The organism is Photobacterium sp. S4TG1, from assembly GCF_036040035.1.
GTDB lineage: Bacteria > Pseudomonadota > Gammaproteobacteria > Enterobacterales > Vibrionaceae > Photobacterium.
Genome location: NZ_JAYXUH010000001.1, coordinates 90,861 through 112,392 on the forward strand (window position 1 = coordinate 90,861; position 21,532 = coordinate 112,392).

The window sequence follows — 21,532 nt, forward strand, 5'->3', positions numbered from 1 at the left end:
CTGGCTATGCTCTCATCTCAATTATTTTATGGAGCCAGCATGTCTTCATCTTCTCCACGTTATCTCGTTGGTATTGACCTTGGTACAACCCACACCGTTGTCGCTTATTGCGAAATCACGGACGCGTTAGAAACAAGCCCAATGCATATTTTTGACATCGACCAATTAATAGCCCCAGGCGAAGTTGCACGTAAGCCACTCCTGCCCTCATTTCGCTATCATCCTGCAGAAGGTGAAATGGACGCTACTCAATTGGTATTACCTTGGAATGCAGAGCCTGTAAACGGTGAAATTCCAAGTGTAATCATTGGAGAATTTGCGCGTGAGTTAGGTGCAAAAGTGGAAGGTCGCCAAGTTGTGAGTGCCAAAAGCTGGTTATCTCATCAACATGTTGATCGTAACGAAGCGATCTTACCTTGGTCATCAACGGCTTCAACATCCGACGTCAAGAAAGTTTCACCTATTATTGCCAGTGCAAGTTACCTTAACCATGTTCGTCAAGCGTGGGATTATCATCATAAAAATGACAAGCTCGCTCATCAAGAAGTCGTGATCACAGTGCCTGCTTCTTTTGATGAATCAGCACGTGCATTAACACTCGAAGCTGCAGAACTGGCTGGATTAAAAAAAGTATTACTACTTGAAGAGCCACAAGCGGTTTGTTATGACTGGTACGCCCAAAACCGTCAACACGCCGATGAGTTATTAAAAGACATTCCACTATTAATGGTGTGCGATGTCGGTGGTGGTACTACCGATTTAAGCTTAATTAAAGTCGGCACTAATGAAGGCAAATTAACCCTTGATCGTATCGGGGTTGGCGATCACTTAATGTTAGGGGGTGATAACCTCGACTTAGCACTTGCGCATGTGGCTGAGCAACGTTTGCATGGCGAATCTAAAAAACTTAGCCCTGCTGCGTTATCAAAACTGATTCAGCAAACACGTAAAGTAAAAGAAAAGCTACTTTCAGGTAATGCGCCAGATAACGCCAAAGTAACCATGCTTGGAAGTGGATCACGTTTGATTGGTGGCGCGAAAAGTATTGAGCTAAACCGTGAAGAAGTGCATAGCATTGCCCTTGATGGCTTTTTTCCAATAACGGCATTTACTGATCAACCAAACCAACGTCAAGCAGCGATGGTTGAGTTTGGACTTCCCTATGCGGCGGATCCTGCTATCAGTAAGCATGTAGCACAATTTATTGATCTGCATGACAATGTCTGTCGTGAAGCGTTTAATGATTTTAACCTGCATCACACCGATTCAATCATTATTAGTGATGAGCAACCGGCAATTCCTGTTGCTGTATTGCTTAATGGCGGTGTGTTTAATAGTCCCCTACTATCAGCGCGTACGCTAGATATTATTTCTCGTTGGCGCGGTGCTCCAGTTACTGAACTTAAAAACCAGCACCCTGATTTAGCTGTAGCCTTTGGTGCTGTTGCTTATGCCAAAGCTCGTCATGGCGCACAACTAAAAATCGGTGGTGGTTCTGCTCGCTCATTCTTTCTCACGATTGGTGAAAATAAAGGTACCAAACAAGGGATTTGTTTATTACCCAAAGGCATTGAAGAAGGTGTCGAAGTCACGCTAACTCATCGTAAATTTGCCTTAACATTAGGTGAGCCAGTACGATTTAACTTAGTTTCATCAACGAATGATAACCATCATGATGTTGGTGAATTAATTGAAATCGTTGGTGATGGTTATGTTAGCCTACCGCCGTTTATTGCAACCTTAGACAGTGATCGAGATCGTGACCAACTGGCTGCGAACCAAAAAGACCGTGAAGAAGTGACCCTAGCTTGCCAGCTAACCGAAGTAGGTACCCTGCAAATTGAAGCAGTTAGTCTTAATGATAATGGCAAACGTTGGAAAGTTGAATTTGCTATTCGTAAAGATTTAGCCCGATTAAATCGTACTAATAATGACAGTGATAGCACGCTTGCAGAAAGTGAACTTCCAGCACGTATGCCTGATGCCATTGATGCGATTAAAAAAGTCTTTGGTGGCACTAAAGCCGCAGACAATAAAGCAGTTAAAACATTACGCAATGATCTTGATAAAATCTTAGGCAAACGTGACGCATGGGAAACACCATGTTTACGTGAACTAGCAAATGCGTTACTTGATAGTAAGAAACGTCGTCGCCGCTCTGATCTTCATGAACGTAATTGGTTAAAACTTACTGGCTTTACTATGCGTCCAGGCTTTGGTTATCCGGCAGATGAGTACCGTATGGAGCAAATCTGGCAGCTATATCAACACGGGATTCAATTCGATACTAATACTCAAACTTGGTGTGATTGGTGGACTTTTTGGCGCCGTGTCGCTGGTGGCTTATCGCAAGAACAGCAACTTGTTATCTATAAAGACATCGCTAAATACATTACCCCTGGGGCCAGCCGTAACGCTAAGTTGAATAAAGAGCTCCAAGAGCGTAGCTACGAAGACATGGTACGCTTAGCGGCTTCTTTAGAGCACTTACCGTTTGATAAAAAACTACAGCTGATTGAGTGGTTATTTGGTCGTTTACAGAAAACCCAATATGCACAAGCACATTGGTGGGCTATTGGTCGCATTGCAACACGTTCACCGTTCTATGGCAGTGCTCATAACCTATTGTCAGCAGAGCATGTCTCTTACTGCTTACCAGAGCTAATGAATTATGATTGGCGTAAAGAGTCATACATTGGTTTTGCTGCAGTAATGATGACGCGTATGACAGGCGATCGTACATTAGATATTAATGATGACCTTCGCCAACAAGTCATTACTAAATTAAAACAAAGCAAAGCGCCCGAAAGTTGGATTGAAATGGTTTCCGAGGTCAAAATATTGACAGAAGCAGAAACCAAACGTGTGTTTGGTGATGCGTTACCTAATGGATTGCGCCTTATTGGTTGATTAATTTCAAAATAATGTAATAAAGGGAGGTTTAACCTCCCTTTAATTCACTACATATTTTCAATCTAATATTCCTTATTTAAAAATAAGCAGCAATTATCTGCTTTTTGATTAAAAACAGAAGCTTTTGATTTTATTTCCCCATTTTAAATTAAAAATTAAACCATAAAAATAATTCTATTAATCTTCTGTTAAGGTTCACATTGCTATTGTCTTGCTAACAGCATTTGTTTACTTGTTATATATCTAACAAGTCGACCATTTTTCAAGCATTGAGTGGACGAATTGGAAAGACCATTATCCCACTCTTAAAAATTCAAATAGGCAAGACTATGACAAATACACAATATGATTTAATCGCACAACGTATCTTTAAGTCAGAGAACCAGCGTGTTGCTGTTGCTGCAGTAGTGTTTGATGGGCTATCAAGCTACGAAGCTGAGAAGCGTTATGAGCTACCAAAAGGCACTCTATCTCGTAACGTTCGTAAATATAAAAATGAAGTACAATACATTGAGTCTGTTTCTGCAGCTTAATTGTTCAATATATTATTTATAACTGTTCCAATATACTTAGGTATATATGAAATAGAATAATCATCCTCAGTTATAAGTTAAATAAAAGAGAATGTAGCTCTACATTCTCTTTTAAATAACATTAGTATTAAGCAATTAAAATTAATCACCGCTTCGTAAATAAACGCTGATCTTAAATAACCCACCTGCAGCAATTAATAACCCAAATAATGTTATCGTTCCTATACTTACCAAGGTATGCCAAGGCTGATCACTGGTTAAAATATTAAACGCCAAATTACTGACACTGTTTAACCAAGTCCCTATCGCCATTGAGTCAAACAACATGTAACTGATGAACTTAACTAATGTTATCGCAACAAACAAAACTAATAATGGGTACTCAGTTAACTGAGAAGCACAAAAGATGATGCAAGCGATAGGCAATAACGCTAGACTCATTGCCGCCATCATTGAGATAAACTGACTCCAATGCAGCACAATAGCAACAAAAGAAAGTGAATTTTCAGCCAACATATCCGCTGGCATTACCCACATTGCAACAATCCAAACAGCAACATCCACAAACAATAAGAATAATGATGAAAGCAATGGAATAATAACCAGTGCTACCCATAACTTAATCGCTATTGCTTTGGTGTCACTTACGGGCATTGAATGCCAAAAAGCTAACGTGCCTTCTTTACGCTCTTTTGCAAGCGCTCTCGCTGAGTAAGTAAAGAAACTCAGTAACGAAACAATACCGGCAATGAAAAAAGAGACCGAGCCAACAACACCTGCAAATGATGACGCTATAATCGGTGGTTGCCAGCCATCAATATCATTCATCTGAATATTAAAAGAGAAATTATTAATATTGCTTAAGACCATTACCACTAATAACACTGCAAATAGCGCTAAAAACAGAGGTAACCGTATAATGATTTTATGCTCTAATAATTCATTTTTTACTAAGGTATAAGTCTGTTTCATTATGCAGTCTCCTGCTGTTTTGCTAAAAATATATCAGCAAGACTGGGTTGGCTTATATCACCTAATAATGCTAATTGAGCAGCATCAACACCTTCAAATAACAATCGATATTGACCTAATTGAGCATTAATTGTTAATGGGTTTAATTGTTTTGCCGCTGCAATATGTTCTTCATTTACCGACAAGATTGTAAACTCAGACGCCAATGAAGATAATGATGCTTGTAATACCGCTTGGCCATTTTTGAGTACTAAAACATCAGTCAATAAATGTGCAATCTCATTCACTTCATGGCTCGCGATAATTAAAGCTCGCTCCCCCTCAGTAAACCATGCCATCAAGGTTCGATAAAATGTTGAACGGTACATAAGATCAAGCCCAAGCGTAGGCTCGTCTAATATAAGGACATTAACATTCGTTGCCATCACTAATGCCAAATGTAGCTGCACTTTCATACCTTTTGATAAAGTTTTTATTTTACTGTTAAGGCTGATCTTCGTTTGTGCTAAATAGTGCTCCATTTTTTGTTGTTCAAACCGTGGGTGTACACCTGATGTATATGCCATTAATTGCCTTACTGTCATCCATTCTGGCAATGACGCGGCATCAGAAATATAAGCAAGATGTTCAACTATTTTTTCACGGCTTTTTTCAGGCGATAAATTAAAAATACTCAACGTGCCTGTACAAGTATGCATTCCTAGTAACGTTTTAATTAAGGTTGATTTACCTGCACCATTATGACCGAGTAAACCCATAACTTGCCCACTAGATAAACTAAAGCTAATGTTTTCTAATGCTTTTTTATCATGATAAGACTTAGTAATGTGTTGAGCTTTAATAAAAGGTTCATCACAGTTTATATTACTCACATAAAATCCTTAGTGACTGGTGAATCGAAATAATGCTTATTAATAACATAAACAAATTGCTTTATAAATTGACGGCTTACAAAATAGCCTCATTATAATAAAACAACGTTTAATTATAAGATACCGATAATCAACTGCTAATAATAAAATACACTATGCATAATAATATGAGTTAATAATGAAAAGTAAGGCGAGAGTATACAGAACTAATATAATTAGCTCTGTATACTAAATAAGTGATTAATATAAAAATGCAACTTACTATATAAAAATAAGAAGGCTGTAATCGAAATTACCAATAAATATAGTATTAAAACATCGGTAGTATAAACATAATTATATTGCAATAATTAACCGTTGAAATTTTGGTTTAATTATTGATTTATATCGTTATTCAGCTTCGTTAGATAGTTCTTCAATGACAAGATCATGTGGTGACACATCATCTTTTTCCATCATAGCTAGAATCTCGATCATACGAGAGTGGCGTGATTCTTGTTTAAACTCATGTAAAACGGCAATTAGATTATTTATTTTTTGAAGGGGAATACGCTTGATTACTGCTTTTTGGCGACCTGGTACTTCATCAGCAAAATCAATTAAAATTTGGCGATAGTCAACACGTGCTTCCTTTACCTCACCTGTTGCCTCTACGCTTTTTAACATCGCACTGAGCGCTTTTTCTGCAGCTGCGAAACTGTCCATTAATAACCTCGGATAATAATACAAATTTGCTTTGAACATGAAATTGCAAAGCATGCATTGATAAAATGAACAACCTTAATAAGTAAATTTAACATTGTTCTATATTTAGCTAAATGAAATTAATAACCTCAGATGAATAAATGAGATTGGTGTTTTACCCACCAACACACTTTAAAGTGATATCGTCACATTAAAGACTCTTTTATTATAATTGATCTTTTCATTTTCGTGTAACAGGGGACGCTACTTCTGTGAATATTACTCTGACTTCGCTTTATTGTGAACACTAATTTAAAAAAATCGTTAATTTATTCACTCTAAATTGAATATAAGCCCTTTTTGACTCGGTTTCTCGCACAACATCACACTATATTATCAAGTAGCTCATCTTATTCCCCTTAATAAAAGTGTAATAATCAACTATAGTTAGCACAAATTTATCATTCCTTAATAGGCAGATTGTGCGCTCTTATCCTCTTTTAGTTACCATTATTGTTGGTAATATCGTTTCTTTATCTAGCTTTGCTGCAAACGCATCAATTCAATCATCAGGTAGCTTTACCTCAAATGGTAGTTGTGAGGCATACCAGTCTTTTCGTAAGCAAACCAATCCAGATAACACTCAACTTGTTAACAATAAACAGTATGCAATAAAAGCCATTAATAAAGAAGAATTTGATTGGGTACAGATACTTATCCCAAATGCATCTCCTGCTATGCGCTGGGTTAACAAATCATGCGGAACAACGCAGTTAACAAATAAGATTGCCACTCCATCTTCAGCATCAACATCTACGTCATTTAATTCATCATCAAAAAGCTGCAATACTCGCAATGAATTTGATTCATATGTTCTCGCATTAACTTGGCAGCCGGGCTTTTGTGAGCATTTTAGCTATAAAGGTAACAAACCAGAATGTACAGCTATTAATGATGGCAAATTAAAGATAACCAATTTAACGCTGCATGGATTATGGCCTAACAAAGCAAGTTGCGGTACAAAATATGGTTATTGTGATCGTTATGCTCGTCTCGATCTTTCAGCATCAACCATTAAAGAAATTGCACCATGGATGCCAAATTTTTACTACCAAACAAAATTTGGCGAATATGAATGGAAAAAGCACGGTGTTTGTCAAAATCTTGATGCTAATGACTATTTTTTAACTGCAACTAAGCTCGTTGAAAAAGTCGATGCATCAGCAATCGGTCAATTTATCAAAGCCAATATTGGCAATAACGTCTCAACTGCTAGCTTTAAGAAAAACCTGATCTCTCATTTCGGTGCTGATGCCGTCGATCGTATCAGTTTATCTTGTAGCCAAGGTAAGTATCTAAATGAAGTGAGATTAAACATTGGTAAATCATTTAATGTTAACAATAGTGTTCAATCGCTACTTGAATCAGGACCTAAAGGCCGTCCCTTCTATGGTAATTGCCATAAGAAAATACATATTGAAGCCGCTGGTAAGTAAGTATTCTCATATTTAATTTTTCACTATAAAGAGAGAGTCATTTTCAATTTTGTTCTCTCTTTTCTTTAATGCCTCTTTTTCTATATTGAACGCCTTAATTACGACAATCTAAGCATCTAATCCAATATTGATATAATAAATATCCCCCTAATGGAAAATATGAATAGTATTTTTTTTAATGGCAAAATCTCAACATACGATAATGCACGCCGTACAATAGCTTTTATATAACTCCATTCACAAACTTTTACAACGCATTGATTACAAAGAATAAAAAGACGAGCACCCATTAACAATGTAACGCGTTACATAGTAATAATTCTTTTTTTGTGATATAAGTCTCCTTGGATTTCTGATTTTTTGTGCTACCTTGCATCGCCTTAGATGGCAATGAAATCGGTTACATGTTTAATAATTGTAATAAATAATAACTATGTATATTACAAATTATGAGCAATAAAAAACCTATTATAGAAACCGATAGCAAGAGCACTCACAAGTAATGAATGTTCCTCTTCACTAAGTAGCCCCTCAAGGCTGCATAGTTTTATTAACAGGAAAAAATATGACTTCTACGAATGGAAACATACTGAGCTCAATCAATGATACCTTAATGGCAATCATTGGTTCAGTAAACGGCGTTTTATGGGGCCAACTTCTCGTTTATTTATTAGTTGGTGTAGGAATTTATTTCAGTGTCCGTCTTGGTTTTATCCAAATACGTCAATTCCGTCATTCAATCGATGTATTAAAAAGCGGCCGTGAAATAGAAAATGGCATTAGCTCTTATCAAGTTTTTTGTACATCAATGGCTGCTCGTGTCGGCACCGGTAACATGGCTGGCGTTGCAGTTGCATTAACCATTGGTGGCCCTGGTGCGATTTTTTGGATGTGGTTAATTGCGATCTTTGGTATGGCAACCGCTTTTATTGAATCAACCTTAGCACAAGTATACAAAGTAAAAGACGTTGACGGTCAATACCGTGGCGGCCCCGCTTATTATATGGAGCAAGGTCTTGGTAAGCGCTGGATGGGTACTCTTTTTTCAATTTGTCTTATTATTGCTTTTGGCTTTGTCTTCAATGCCGTTCAAGCAAATACCATCACAGACGCGCTACACCACTCTTTTGGTTGGAATGAAACAACACAAGGTATCGTTATTGTTATCTTTACTGCCTTCTTTATTATGGGTGGTTTACGCCGTGTTGCGACAGCATCAACAAAAATTGTTCCTATCATGGCGGTTGGTTATCTGGCCATTGCATTAGTTATTGTTGCAATGAACATTACTGAACTACCAGCCGTACTTGCTCTTATTGTGAAAAGTGCCTTTGGTTGGCATGAAGCTGTTGCCGGTGGTGTAGCATTCACTGCCTCACAAGCAATGCAAAGTGGTATTGCTCGTGGCTTATTTTCAAATGAAGCCGGTATGGGTTCTGCAGCAAACGTAGCTGCGAGTGCAACACCAAACCCTAACCACCCTGCCTCACAAGGCTTTGTGCAAATGCTAGGCGTATTTGTAGATACTATTGTTATCTGTACTGCATCAGCTGCAATGATCATGCTTTCTGGTGTTATGAACACCCCAGATGCTGCGACTGGTATTGGTCTACTTCAACAAGCATTGAGCAATCAATTAGGGGATTGGACGACCTATTTCATTACTTCGGCTATTTTACTGTTTTGTTTCTCATCGATTATTGCAAACTATACCTATGCAGAAACAAACATTATGTTCTTAAACGGTAATACTAAGAAAGGCTTATTCTTGTTCCGTCTTGCTGTATTAGGCATGGTAATGTTTGGTGCTGTAGCTTCACTTCCTGTTGTTTGGAGCCTAGCAGACGTTTCTATGGGCTTAATGGCACTGGTTAATATTGTTGCCTTAATCTTCCTTTCAGGATTAGCAATTAAAGTCATTAAAGATTATGAAGAACAACTTAAAGCAGGTAAAACACCAGAATTTGATCGCTCTAAGTTTAAAGAACTGAAAGATATTGAAGGTGCATGGCACCCAGATACTATTGCAGAAGCACGTGAAGCCAATGGCAATACATTTGATAAATAATTAGATAGACAGTATCTATATATTAAAACCAGTCAGTAATGGCTGGTTTTTTTTATCTTTATTTTAAGTATTAATACTTATGAAATAAAAACAAAAAAAGGCTAAAGAAAAATATTCTTTAGCCTTAGGCATATTTAAACATTATAGATAACCATGTTGGATTTTCCAGCTTTCACTCATTTGTGCTAGAACACACGCAGGAAGTGGACGATGGGCTTTTGCAGGCTGAGTCGCGATTTTTCGATAACCACTTGCTTGCAGTCTTAAATCAAAGGCTTTATCAATTGGCTTGCCAGCTCGTGCCAAATCCCAACGGAAGACACGCAGTGCTGTATATTCATGCTGTTCTATTTCACCACCATAAGGATACATTAGCACTTTAGCATATGCTTGTTTTGCCAATTCGAAGTTCACATTTATCATGAGTTTCTCCTTAGCTCCTATTTGGCTATTACTACTGCCAAGGGCTAAGTTTAACGTAAAACGTTACAGTGTCTCATGCAAGCCATTTCTCAAAGATCTTGATGTAAAATGATATATATAACTAAATTATGTGATACCCACCTCAATATCGTACAGTTAAACAGCATTTTCTGCGGTAAAAATAGCCAACTATTATTTAATTCACTCGATGATATCACTTTCTAAAAATTGCACTTTAAACCCGTTATAAGCTGCATTACTATGCTAGATATAACCACTTCAAGGACAATATAATGCAACCAATACAAGTGCAACCGAACCCACAACTTGCCGTTATTTTTAAAACATGGTCTACGGAGTGGGCTAAAGATGTTGAAGCAGGAAAAAAAGACACTGCGAACCAATTTCATACGGTGTATAGCATTGCTGCTAATTTGTTCGCAAAAGGTGGTGAAATAGATATTTCTGTTATTTCTGCATTATTTAACGACTGTAAACAAAAAACAGAAATGGCAGAGCAGTTAGTTAAGAAGATAAGCATCAGTTTAAAAGATGATGACGAACGTGCACAGCAATTAATTGCCAAAGTAAATACCGCAGCACAAGATGCCGCTTTTGCTATGAATTATCTTGGTCAACTATTAATACAATCAGCATAAATTTATAAATAAGTAGTGTTTCACATGATGCACTGCTTATTTTTTATCAATACCATTCTGTAACATTACCAATAATGTCTTACTTGTATTGCATTATTTATCGTATTTCTACGCCTCTTTTAGCTTGATTTAATCGCTATATTTTGACGTATCACACGCTTTATTATTAACAAGCCGCCATCATGAAAATAACAACGTTAACGACGATGTTTAGCCGCTGGTTTTCCAATGCAGCAGACATTCCCGATTCAATTCGTATAACTGTTCCAATGTTAGTTAGCTTAGGCGTATTCTATAGTTTAGGTTTTACTAGTGCGGGTATCTCAGGCTTAATTACAGCATGGTTACTTGGTGTCCAAGCGCGTAACCTCCCCTATTTAAAGCGACTACAAATACTGTCTATTTCCATAATAGTTACTGTTGTTGCAACCTATTTAGCATTTTTAGTATTCAGTTACATGTGGTTAAGTGCTATTACATTATGCACAATCGCCATTCTTTATGGTTTGATGTCTAATCAGCGCCCCCACATTCGTTTATTTGGTTATAACTTTGGTTTTATCTACATCATGGCAATTCATTTTGCTTCAGTCGGTGATAATTTAACTATTGTTCTGATGGCAAATATTTTCGCAGGTTTTTGTGTGATGCTGTCATCTCTCATGCTATGGCCCTTTTTTAAAGGACGTATTTTGCATCAACATACCGTCACAGTGCACAATGCTTTAGCTGATTGGCTTGATGAATTACGGTTACCAAATAATGACGCACAGCTAGCTGCAAGAAGACAGTTCTTTTATCAAAGTGCTCACAATTTAGCGTATTATAGCAATTCTGTTTCATCGAGTAAGCGCGCCCAACACATAAAAATAGAGCTACAGCGTTTATTAGAAATGTCTGAATATATTATTTGTTTAGAGCAAGTGCTTAGCTTTGATATTCATACAACAACACGTGTTAAATTGTTTGAATGGGTAGAAAAATCCGCTAAACAATTAAGAAATAAACAACAAATCACAGCTACATTTGCAACAAATGAATACAAAAACACCACGTATATTATTGATATAATAGAAAATTTTAAACGCTGTTATAACTTTGATACTTTTTCATCACCCGATAATAGTAAAAATATATATTTATTTACTAATGACAGTGAAGCATTTATTAGTGACTTTCGCCTTGCTCTCAAGTTTAATTCTAAAGAGTGGCGTCATGCTGGAAAAATTGCAGTAACATTAGCAGTGACTCAATTTTTAACTGAATTTTATCACTTACCGCAAGGTTATTGGATCTCACTAACGGCATTTATTGTATTGTTAACATCATCGATGGCAATCACTAATCACCGCATTTGGAATCGTTTTTCTGGCACTGCCTTAGGTGGAATTTATTGCTTTATCTGCTTATATTTTGTGCCGCCACAATACCTTTTATTGTTAACCAGTATTTCGGTCTTTTTTTCTTTTACGTCTTATCACAAAGAACGTTATGACATCCATGTATTTTGGCTAACATCAATGATTGTATTCGCAATCAGCTTGTTATCCCCTGATAATACTTATGTGTCATTTTATCGAATTATCGACACATTATTTGGCGTAACTATCGCATTTTCGGTGAACTACTTCATTGCACCAAGTTGGACCATGACATGGTTAGATCGCCACACAGCGAGCATGATAAAGTCTCAAATATTGTATGTTGCGGTATTAAACAAACCGCAGTGGGAACAAAAAATTAACTTATACCAAAGCCAACAACGTTATTATGCACTGAACGGCGAGGTTATGAATTTACTGAAAGAGCCTAACTTAAGCCCACGTACATCAAAAGACTGGTTGAGTTTATTAGTATTAATTCAGCACTTAAATGATGCACTATTATTAGCAACAAAATTAGGCATTCAATCAGATAAACCGCAATCAACAATACGTTGGATTAATCAATTGCAATGGATTAAACAGACATTTCCTGATCGTTGTCAGCATGGCGAAATGCCTCCGTTTTATACAGAAACAACACCGCTACCTGAAGATATGCTATGTGCATTAATAGAAAAAGATATTCAACAGCTTACTGCATGGATGCTTTATCAACGGGCATTTGTTGTCAGTTAGATTTCGCCCTTTATTACTGACAAATAAAAACCGCGAATCATACCAATTCGCGGTTTTATTTTTACAGTAATTTTTTACACCATATACAAGATTTAATTCATTTGACGTACTGTTACTGAGTTAATTTGTAATGGATCGTATTTTGGTGCATTAAGCTGCAATGCTTTAACTGCCGCATAACCTGCAGGTGTAATGCCCCCTTCATAAGATGGTGCTGTAGCGCCTGGCACCATATAAGCTTTTGAACCAGGAACCCAAGCACTAAAGAAACCACTTAAGTCCGTTTGTGCCGCGTAAGATGCACATACCATTAATTGATCACCTTTACTCAAGTTTTGACTTGGCAAGCATGCATTTGGCATTGGTAATTGCATATTACTTTCTAATCCACCTCGCGTTAAACGGTGCATTAGTTTAAATAAATTCCACCCCCTCATACCATAGACATCAGTAATATAATAACTTGGTAACGGACCTTTAACCGCTTTAGTAATATCAAACTCAAGTTCAGCCCACTCTTTTAATTGAGCAAACATCACTAATCGTTCACCATTACCACCAGCAGCCCAAGCATGATCTAATTGAGCAAAAGCAGGTGCCATACGAATGTCTTGCTCAACACGCGTCATTTTACCTAGATGTTTATCCTGCATATAAAGAGCAAGAATATTATTTACAACCTCAGTAGAACCTTCAACATTAAATGATGCTTCAGCAGCGTTATGACCAACCTCATGCCATAATAACCAACTGCTTAACGGCGACATTTTTATATCACTACTATTGGTATCAAAGCTGATATTCATAACAGGATAACCAGAGTGTGCAGCACCAATAGAAATAGCAACATCATTAACCACATGATGCTTATTATTCGGTAATGTCGTGTCAGTTACTTTTTTATGACGTCCTGTACCTTCACCATTAATTTCATCACGCGCATAAAAATCATTTAAATCTTCGGCAAAAACATCTAACTCTTGCGCGAATTGCTGCGGTTTACCACCATAATTACTCGCTTGAAGATTTTTTGATGCCGCAGTATAGATAAAGCTATCAGATTCAATTTCACCAATCGGAGCCACTGAATCAATATTATTTACCCATGCATTATTTTTGTACCATGGCGCATCAACCGTACCATTTAAGCTAACACTAACCTTCCCTGTTTCATTGCCTGATACATAAACCAAACCACCGTATGGTGCAGTAAATGTTTCACTACCACCAGCAGGCAATATGAATGACTTAGAAACACGCGGTGGACGCAATAAACCCAACTCATGTTTTTCACGCCCAGTTAGATCGTCAGCTAAAGCGACAGTGACTGTAACTGGATTACTATTTCCTTGTATTGAAATAGTAAATGGCTGATGTGCGACGGCCCATTGGCCTGTTGACTGACGATTACCCGCATACCATGCAACGGTATTATTCGATAAATCAACATCCACTTGGGCTGATGATGAACCTTTAGCTTCACCCGGATATTGGCGAATATCGGCTTTAATATCTAAGTCAAAATATGAACGACCCAGCATTAATCGCATTAAAGGTTTTTCCATATAGTTAAGAGGATAACTTGGGTTCATCCAACCTTGGTATAGTGCATTAACGTCGCTATTCGCACCATAAACCATGTCGTTATCAACAAGGCTTTGACCCAATTCAATACTACAAGCTGTTTGACTTGGCGCTTTATCACCATAACAATTTAGAAATTCGGTGAAACGCTTAAAGCCCAATTCATCATTATTAACGCCCGACTCATAACGGTAATCAAGGTCATTCCACAACCATACGGTCATATTTTGATAAATGCGATTTAGATCAACACTGCTTAAACGCTCACCTTGATGACCTTTAGTGCGAAAGTACAATTCATGCAGATATAAACGTTCAATATTAGTACCAAGATCAGCAGCTTTCACCATCGCTTTTGCTGTAGCTTCATTAAGATCTAATTCTTGATAACGCGGAGTATGCATACCACCATCAGTCGCAATACCGCTTCCTGGTCGATACTCTAAACAATTCACTTCATAGTGATAATCGTTAAGCTGGCATTCTTGATAACCAAACTCAACCAATAACTGCTGTTTTGCAATATCAATTTGTTCTGGCTTTTTATTAAATGTATCAATAAATGCAACAACAGTTTCGTTTTTGCCTTCATCGTTAGTAATGACTTTCTTAGCAACTTCTAATTTTGGCTTATCATCAGGTTTATTATTGGTAATGAAATCCCAAATAACGATGCCATCTTTAATCGTATATGGTGCTTTTATCTCGCCACTAACTTCATCTTTTGCTGACTCATAACGTTCAATAACCCAAAAACCATGTTCACGTTGTGCGCGCACACGATCGGGATAACCAAAACTTGGGCCATTAGCGATAACTGAATGTCCATTTAATGCTAAACCAGCGCCATCTAATAAACGGGAAAATTCATCTTTTGGTTGCGAAGCAATACTTTCCATTATTAGAATATTACCGCCACGTTCAACATAACTCAGTAACCCAGAAACATCGTGTTCCGTTAGTTTAGGCTTATTAATGTCCGCAACGGTTGGTACAGTATAACTACCAGTAACAGTAGAGAACTCATAACCATTTAAAATCATTAATGGCATCGTCTCAGGATCAACTGAACTAAAATCGGTAATTTGCTCTATGTTTAGATTAAAGCGTTTATCTGCTTTAAACTCTGCCGAACGGCCGATCTGTTGATGCCCTGCTTGACGAAAATAGACCTGTGGTATGTTGGTGCCAACCGTAATCGGTGCAGTGGTATCAATATAAGCATCACCTAATAAATAACGGAAAGTATTTACAAAGAAGTTCCCCATATCTTCGCTATCATTCGCACGATCTTTACGCTGCCAACATACACCATTGTTATCAACACCGTCATTCCAACTATAGCTATCAGGACATACTAGAATACTGTTATAACGGTTATTACCAATCATCATAACTTTACCTGCACCTAATTCACCAATACTAATAAATGGTAAGTTAAAGGTTGCAGTATTGGCCGTCACATTATCAGGAATGACCGTAGATGGCGCTTCAGTAATATAAGCTAAGCTTTTTTCATCCCATGCTTTTTTATCACCAAATTTAATCCAATAATTATTATCATTACGTGCCATTAAAATAGGAAAAGCACGATTGGAAATATTAATTGCACTTTGGCCACGAGCATTGCCCGAACTACCATAGAACCACGTTTCATCGGTAAACACGTGGAATTTAGTGACAGGCTTCCAACCATTCTTCACCGCGTCAGAACTCGCACCCCAAAGCTTATTAATATCGAGTTGAATATCCTTATCTACCACTGCGGCAGTGCGCGGAAATGACAACGGTGAAAACATCACATTTGTTTGGCAAGTATTGCCACAAATTGCCATATCAATCTGCTGCGCTAAACCTGACTCAAACTGTTTATCAAATTCACCAGCAACAGATGTTAGCTGTCCAGTACCATTGTCTAACAGAACAGATTCAGAAAGCTCAATATTTAATGCCTCATTAATCACATTTGGATATTGAGCAAACACGTTATGCACCAGCTCAGTGATCTTAAGCTGATCAAGAGAATTAGGATCAGAATAGCGTTGTAATAAACGTATAATATTACGCCCAGCATGTCCTTCAGCTAAATCAGCTACCGTAAATTGGGTTTTATTAGCTTTCAGCTCACCTAGTTCAAAAGTATCAATACCAAAGGCAACACTTTCGCCCCAACTAAAGCTAAATTTACCATCCGTATCAGTTTTCCCACGCCCTGATGGGCTATAATAATCAACACCAACAATAGGTTGACCATCTAAGTCGCGTAAAAAGCCATCTGTTAAGATAAATTTAGTTGGTTGATAAGTTAAATTTTGCTCAGCGTTTGCACTCACAAAATGACTGTTTAAATCATTACTTGTTCCTGGTGTAACAACAGGTTGAGATTCAGGCTCATGAGTCGAAGGTTTGCTGTCAGTTTCTGTACTTTCATCAAGTTTATCGCTAATTAACACATTAAATTCAGCAGTTGGCAGTAGTAAATCATCAGTATTATAGAAATTATTAAATCGTACTTGATCAATCGCCGACAACTTAAAATCAATCACTTTACCGCTTACGACTGCCATTTTATTCAATAGTGCTTGTGTATTAGCAACTGCATTTTGACGTTGGAGATCATCAGCAAAAGCAACAAAGCGATCCGATTGAGCGAGTGTCAATAACTTGATTTTTTCTTTAGAGCTGGACTTCGTTGTTTGCAATTGAACATCAGTAAAAGTCGCTAATTCGATATTCTCAAATGAACATATAATAGTATCGCCATGCTTAATGACAAACTCTGTCGCAGGAGAATTATTACAAATAACACTAGTGCCAAAATTCATGTCGCCATTAAGAGAGAAAATACCGGTTGCAGAAGGAATAATCTCTGGTATTTCAGGATCGACGACAGGCGGTGGAATAACCTCAGGTACTTCAGGATCAACCACTGGCGGTGGAATAATTTCAGGTTTTTCTGGGTCAACGATGGGTGGCGGCGGAACAGGTTCACTTGAATCACTGCCGCCATTACACCCCATCAAAAAGGCTGATGATATAGCCAATGCAATCAACTTTTTATTTACCACAATACACTTCCAATAAGTTATTTTTATTATAAATATTAGCTGTATATATATATTGTGTTATCGCTATAAGCAATAGTCACATAAGGTAAATAAGCAAATCTAAAAAGAAATCCTTAAGATTATAACTCATTTAAAATCAACATATTACACCGTTACCATTTGTAACAAGTAGACACAAATTTTGCATTGTAATTACAGGAAACATTATTATTAAACAATAAGCTTAAGGGTACGGCATTACAGTTTTATCATCAGTATTAACGGCTAAATAATAATTTTTATCTGACTCTTCATAACGATTGAAGCTAAATAAAAAACATTGTTGGCAATCAAAAATAGGTTGTGAATAATTGAGAGCTAAATTACTACCACCATCACGATAATATTGGCTATCTAATGCTAACCCCACCGCCACTAATGCCTGTTGGCGATTAGTAAACTCAGTCGCTTTACTGATATCAGTAATATAATGACCAGCGTTATATTCAAGCCGGTACATTTTATTATCATCAGCAACTAAAATATCACGCCAACCGTTATGTGATTCATCAGCAACCAGAATGGGCTGATAAATATTTTGCCATTGTGCTAATTTTTTCTGAGAATGACTAAATAAAAAACCCTGGCAGCCTTTATCAGTACAATACTCCTCGGTTTGCATAAGAATAAAAATTTCGTCACGGCCGTTATTATTTAAATCACTATACCCATAAAGATATGGAAATATGCCATCTTCGGCAGTTGGTAAGGATTGATCTGGCTTTAATATATACTTATGTACAATTTTAGAAACAAATTCAGCCCGTTCTTTATCATTATCTAGATGCACTGAGTCTTTGGTCTGCATCAATAAATGATTATTATGAATTCGGTCTACTATTAGTACAGCACCAACAAACACAACCGCAAATAATAAATACAACACCCCATATTTAATCATGCCGATACCTTTATTCACCTACCCTCTTTTAGTGTACTAACTGTGATAGTGTTTTGCAGGTTCGGTTGTAATAAAAACAGAAAAAGACCAAAACAATCTTGATAGTTAGATTACCCATTTAGGTTCTTTTTCCTTCCTCCTTTAGGCTCATTAAGAACACGACGATGCCAAATTGAATAATGGCGTAATCCCGCTGGTCCATGAGCAATAAAGACTGAAAGTAATAATACTGAAATATAAATATTGGGTTGTTGTTGAGGCATCAGAGCAATTGAAGCTAATAAAGCTAATTTAACAAACGTTAGTACACCTTTGAGTTGAATTAGCCATAACTTTGAGCGGTAGATTTCTTGTGCCATCATCAAAAGGCCACTAAACATTGCTAATAGCCACCAATTAAGCCATAACGCTTTATCAAGATTGAAAATAAACCCGCCGCTCGATATCGCAACACCTAAGATATGTAATGCGCGAATAGATGTTTTACTTAAGCGTTGAATCCAAAAGCGGGGTTCAGAGAGTTGATGTTGAGTGTCGTTGCGAGATGAAGCTTTAGTCATAATGACATCACTGATAAGTAAAAAAACATCATTAGCATAACGTATTTATGTAAAGGGCTAAACCTTAGGATTTAAACGCTATAAATTCACTGATCACGCCATCTCTAACTCGATAACAATCCATACCTGCAGCATATGCAGCTTGGCAGCCTAATTTAGTATCTTCAAACACCACACATTGTGCTGTTGGTATACCAAGCACACGCGCGGCTTCAATAAAAGTATCAGGTAATGGTTTATGACGTTGAACATCATTTGCAGTGATCACTGCATCTAATAGCGGAAGAATCTCTAAGGTCTTTAATATATCTAAAGCGTGATGGCGATAACATCCAGTTCCGACAGCAATACGTTTGTTCGCCTTTTTTTGTTGTTGCAATACAGAAAATGTCGCAGGAATAATGTCGCCTTTATGCTGGATCTCATCAAAATGACGTAATTTACTCACAACAAGTAACTGAGGATCGGCATCAATTTCGTATTTACTTAAAAATGCAACCGCAGTATTTACTGTTGGCGACCCACCCATTGAATAAAACCAATCATATTCAAATGGTAATCCAAAATCATGACATGTTTGTTGCCATGCTTTAATATGCGCGGGCATCGAATCAACTAATGTGCCGTCCATATCAAAAATAATCCCGTTGTATATTGATAAGTCCATTAACCACCTCTGATATTGACGCTGTTTATAGTGCAACCGTATTTTTAATAATAGCCACGATGTTTAAAAAGGCACACTATTACTGCATACCGAAGCTAATGCTACTGCACTTGATTGATAGCCATTATTACTAAAAATATTATTATTAATAACAAGACTCTTACTATTTAACCATTGTTGTTCAGTTGAACCATTGCCATAAGGTATTCTGTAAACAGAAAATTGGCGATCATTAGCACTAAAAATTAAATTAGCAGGTACATGCGCTGTATTATATGAACGATTGGAATAATAACTAAACCTTCCCTGACAATCTTTTACTATATAAGAGCCGTTAATACTACGCACCGCAATATATGGTTGTCGAGTGCCTTCGTAGTAACGTTGCTGCCATAATCCAATAGTATGCATTATCATTATTCTGGCTGCACTATTCATCGAATCAGCATAATCAACGGTTGCAGGCTGAGTCGCAATAACATTATTGACTTGAACAGTCGCAGGTATCGATGTTAAATCTACAGCTAAGGCAGGTTGATCCTGTTCTGTTTGATAATAAAAAAGCCCGCCGATCACTGCAATAATAATGGCTGAGACAATAAATAACATAACAAAACAATATTTTTTATTCGGACTTTTTGGTGTAGAAGCCGTATTCTTCTTATCTTCTATCTGACGACGTAATAATACCAGTTGCTTATTAAGCTTATCATTTGTTGCTTGTAATAATATTAATGTTTGTCTTGTACTCTTTTCTCCAGCAGAAAATGCATAATCAACATCTTGCTTATGCTGCTCAACTAATACTTGAAGTTTTTCTTTTTCTTTAACCAACTCTTGTATTTTTCTTTTAAAATCAATATTTTGGTCATTACTTTCTTCCTGCTCAATTATAACGTCAGAGCATTTTTTATTACCACAACCTTTAATTACTTGTTGATAAGCCATACTCAACATTTGCATTAATGCTTGAGAACCTCCTTTATCAGGATGTAGCCTAATTGATAATTGACGATATTTTTTCTTTATTTCTGCTATCGAACAGCTATCATCAGTACCAAGTAATTCATGAAATGTTGTCATTAATCAAATCATCAAAAGAAGTATAATATAATTATAAACAACTCTTCTATAACCTGTAAATGATCATCAACGACTATGAATCCTTATAATTATTTGATCGAAACTTTCCTGGTGAACAACCAATGTGCTTTTTAAATACTCGAGAAAAATAAGAAACATCTTTAAAGCCTGCAGAAGTCGCCACTGATGCGATTTTTTCATGGTCAGAACTTAGCAACCCACAGGCTAAGTCTAATCTTTTCTGAATAATATATTGCTTTAATGTTACTCCCATTGTTGTATGGAATAATCGAGAAAAATAAGTTGCCGAAAAATCACATGCTTTCGCTAACTCTTCTTCGCGCAACGGCGCGCTAATATCATTATCAATGATAGATAATGCAGGTAATATAGAACGCTCACGTTGGGATATATTATCATCAATAATAGTATCTTCTTTATGAGTGTGTAACCGACTTAAACAACTATCGATTTTTTGTCTATTTGCACCAGCGACTAAAATATCCTCCGCGCCAGCACGTAATGCAACAATGGCTAATTCAGAGTCTAAATCGTGATAAACAATCACAATTTTCACAACCGGATAATGTTGTTTTATAATTCTTAATAATTTGAAACCATTAGATTGTGAGTTTTCAATCTCAATAAAAATCAACTCATATCCAGTCATCGTTAATAATAGTTCATAAGGTGATACCTCTAAAACATTATGATATTTAACGAGATTATTTTTAACACTGGTATATTTTTCTTTATGGCAACAATTAACCCAGATCATATTACCCCCAAACATCACAACTAACACACGTAGTTATCCAACCTTATGTCCTTAATATAAGACTCATTTATACCTTTAAATAAGAAAATAATCACATACCATTAATAAAATA

At 36.8% G+C, this 21,532-nt stretch carries 16 protein-coding genes; 6 read left to right on the forward strand and 10 right to left on the reverse strand.

The genetic code is table 11. From position 1 onward, the window contains the following. The first annotated feature begins 39 nt into the window (after positions 1-39). A complete protein-coding gene (locus VXS03_RS00510; RefSeq protein ID WP_327761370.1) occupies positions 40-2,910 on the forward strand; it encodes an Hsp70 family protein in 2,871 nt (956 codons plus the stop codon). 332 nt (positions 2,911-3,242) lie between these two features. Beyond that, positions 3,243-3,446, forward strand: a complete 204-nt coding sequence (locus tag VXS03_RS00515) for a hypothetical protein (RefSeq protein WP_036795050.1) — start codon at positions 3,243-3,245, stop codon at positions 3,444-3,446. A gap of 141 nt (positions 3,447-3,587) precedes the next feature. On the opposite strand, the gene VXS03_RS00520 is transcribed toward VXS03_RS00515, so the two are convergent. The 3 genes from VXS03_RS00520 to VXS03_RS00530 all read right to left on the reverse strand — a co-directional run bounded on the left by VXS03_RS00520 (position 3,588) and on the right by VXS03_RS00530 (position 5,995). Further along, a complete protein-coding gene (locus VXS03_RS00520) occupies positions 3,588-4,418 on the reverse strand; it encodes an ABC transporter (protein ID WP_327761371.1) in 831 nt (276 codons plus the stop codon). Further along, complete coding sequence (locus VXS03_RS00525) at positions 4,418-5,290, reverse strand: ABC transporter ATP-binding protein (RefSeq protein WP_442957405.1); 873 nt, start codon at positions 5,288-5,290, stop codon at positions 4,418-4,420. The genes VXS03_RS00520 and VXS03_RS00525 overlap by 1 nt, the downstream gene beginning before the upstream one ends. Positions 5,291-5,680: 390 nt before the next feature. After that, positions 5,681-5,995, reverse strand: coding sequence for a hypothetical protein (locus VXS03_RS00530; RefSeq protein ID WP_327761372.1), 315 nt, complete (start codon positions 5,993-5,995; stop codon positions 5,681-5,683). Positions 5,996-6,456: 461 nt separating this feature from the next. Between VXS03_RS00530 and VXS03_RS00535 the strand changes: the two genes are divergently transcribed. Together VXS03_RS00535 and VXS03_RS00540 are read left to right on the forward strand one after the other, a co-directional pair. Beyond that, on the forward strand, positions 6,457-7,470 hold the full coding sequence (locus VXS03_RS00535) for a ribonuclease T2 (protein WP_327761373.1): 1,014 nt from the start codon (positions 6,457-6,459) through the stop codon (positions 7,468-7,470). Positions 7,471-8,035: 565 nt separating this feature from the next. Continuing rightward, positions 8,036-9,538: an alanine/glycine:cation symporter family protein gene (locus tag VXS03_RS00540; protein WP_327761374.1), complete on the forward strand. Its 1,503-nt coding sequence runs from the start codon at positions 8,036-8,038 to the stop codon at positions 9,536-9,538. Between the two features lie 141 nt (positions 9,539-9,679). On the opposite strand, the gene VXS03_RS00545 is transcribed toward VXS03_RS00540, so the two are convergent. Continuing rightward, complete coding sequence (locus tag VXS03_RS00545; RefSeq protein WP_327761375.1) at positions 9,680-9,961, reverse strand: hypothetical protein; 282 nt, start codon at positions 9,959-9,961, stop codon at positions 9,680-9,682. Positions 9,962-10,254: 293 nt separating this feature from the next. On the opposite strand from VXS03_RS00545, the gene VXS03_RS00550 reads away from it, so the two are divergent. Together VXS03_RS00550 and VXS03_RS00555 are read left to right on the forward strand one after the other, a co-directional pair. Further along, positions 10,255-10,620: a hypothetical protein gene (locus tag VXS03_RS00550; RefSeq protein WP_327761376.1), complete on the forward strand. Its 366-nt coding sequence runs from the start codon at positions 10,255-10,257 to the stop codon at positions 10,618-10,620. Positions 10,621-10,802: 182 nt separating this feature from the next. Then, the gene (locus VXS03_RS00555; protein WP_327761378.1) at positions 10,803-12,740 is read left to right on the forward strand and encodes an FUSC family protein; all 1,938 of its coding nucleotides are present in this window, start codon (positions 10,803-10,805) and stop codon (positions 12,738-12,740) included. A 92-nt stretch (positions 12,741-12,832) separates the two neighbouring features. Here the strand turns inward: VXS03_RS00555 and VXS03_RS00560 are convergent, their stop codons facing one another. The 6 genes from VXS03_RS00560 to VXS03_RS00585 form a co-directional block, all read right to left on the reverse strand. Further along, the gene (locus tag VXS03_RS00560; protein ID WP_327761379.1) at positions 12,833-17,392 is read right to left on the reverse strand and encodes an SslE/AcfD family lipoprotein zinc metalloprotease; all 4,560 of its coding nucleotides are present in this window, start codon (positions 17,390-17,392) and stop codon (positions 12,833-12,835) included. Positions 17,393-17,615: 223 nt separating this feature from the next. Next, positions 17,616-18,350, reverse strand: a complete 735-nt coding sequence (locus VXS03_RS00565) for a hypothetical protein (protein ID WP_327761381.1) — start codon at positions 18,348-18,350, stop codon at positions 17,616-17,618. 92 nt (positions 18,351-18,442) lie between these two features. Next, positions 18,443-18,892: a hypothetical protein gene (locus VXS03_RS00570; RefSeq protein ID WP_327761382.1), complete on the reverse strand. Its 450-nt coding sequence runs from the start codon at positions 18,890-18,892 to the stop codon at positions 18,443-18,445. A 64-nt stretch (positions 18,893-18,956) separates the two neighbouring features. Continuing rightward, entirely contained in the window at positions 18,957-19,559 is a 603-nt protein-coding gene (locus tag VXS03_RS00575; protein ID WP_327761384.1) for an HAD family hydrolase, read from the reverse strand. Positions 19,560-19,622: 63 nt separating this feature from the next. Further along, positions 19,623-20,642: a DnaJ domain-containing protein gene (locus VXS03_RS00580; RefSeq protein ID WP_327761385.1), complete on the reverse strand. Its 1,020-nt coding sequence runs from the start codon at positions 20,640-20,642 to the stop codon at positions 19,623-19,625. 73 nt (positions 20,643-20,715) lie between these two features. Beyond that, positions 20,716-21,420 (reverse strand): helix-turn-helix domain-containing protein, encoded by a 705-nt coding sequence (locus tag VXS03_RS00585; RefSeq protein WP_327761387.1) that lies wholly within the window; start codon positions 21,418-21,420, stop codon positions 20,716-20,718. Between the last annotated feature and the right edge of the window lie 112 nt (positions 21,421-21,532).

Coding starts and splice junctions, on each gene's coding strand:
- VXS03_RS00520 (WP_327761371.1), bottom strand. CDS start 4,418: ATGAAACAGACTTATACCTTAGTAAAAAATGAATTATTAGAGCATAAA.
- VXS03_RS00530 (WP_327761372.1), bottom strand. CDS start 5,995: ATGGACAGTTTCGCAGCTGCAGAAAAAGCGCTCAGTGCGATGTTAAAA.
- VXS03_RS00575 (WP_327761384.1), bottom strand. CDS start 19,559: ATGGACTTATCAATATACAACGGGATTATTTTTGATATGGACGGCACA.
- VXS03_RS00555 (WP_327761378.1), top strand. CDS start 10,803: ATGAAAATAACAACGTTAACGACGATGTTTAGCCGCTGGTTTTCCAAT.
- VXS03_RS00510 (WP_327761370.1), top strand. CDS start 40: ATGTCTTCATCTTCTCCACGTTATCTCGTTGGTATTGACCTTGGTACA.
- VXS03_RS00550 (WP_327761376.1), top strand. CDS start 10,255: ATGCAACCAATACAAGTGCAACCGAACCCACAACTTGCCGTTATTTTT.
- VXS03_RS00540 (WP_327761374.1), top strand. CDS start 8,036: ATGACTTCTACGAATGGAAACATACTGAGCTCAATCAATGATACCTTA.
- VXS03_RS00570 (WP_327761382.1), bottom strand. CDS start 18,892: ATGACTAAAGCTTCATCTCGCAACGACACTCAACATCAACTCTCTGAA.
- VXS03_RS00545 (WP_327761375.1), bottom strand. CDS start 9,961: ATGATAAATGTGAACTTCGAATTGGCAAAACAAGCATATGCTAAAGTG.
- VXS03_RS00515 (WP_036795050.1), top strand. CDS start 3,243: ATGACAAATACACAATATGATTTAATCGCACAACGTATCTTTAAGTCA.
- VXS03_RS00580 (WP_327761385.1), bottom strand. CDS start 20,642: ATGACAACATTTCATGAATTACTTGGTACTGATGATAGCTGTTCGATA.
- VXS03_RS00585 (WP_327761387.1), bottom strand. CDS start 21,420: ATGATCTGGGTTAATTGTTGCCATAAAGAAAAATATACCAGTGTTAAA.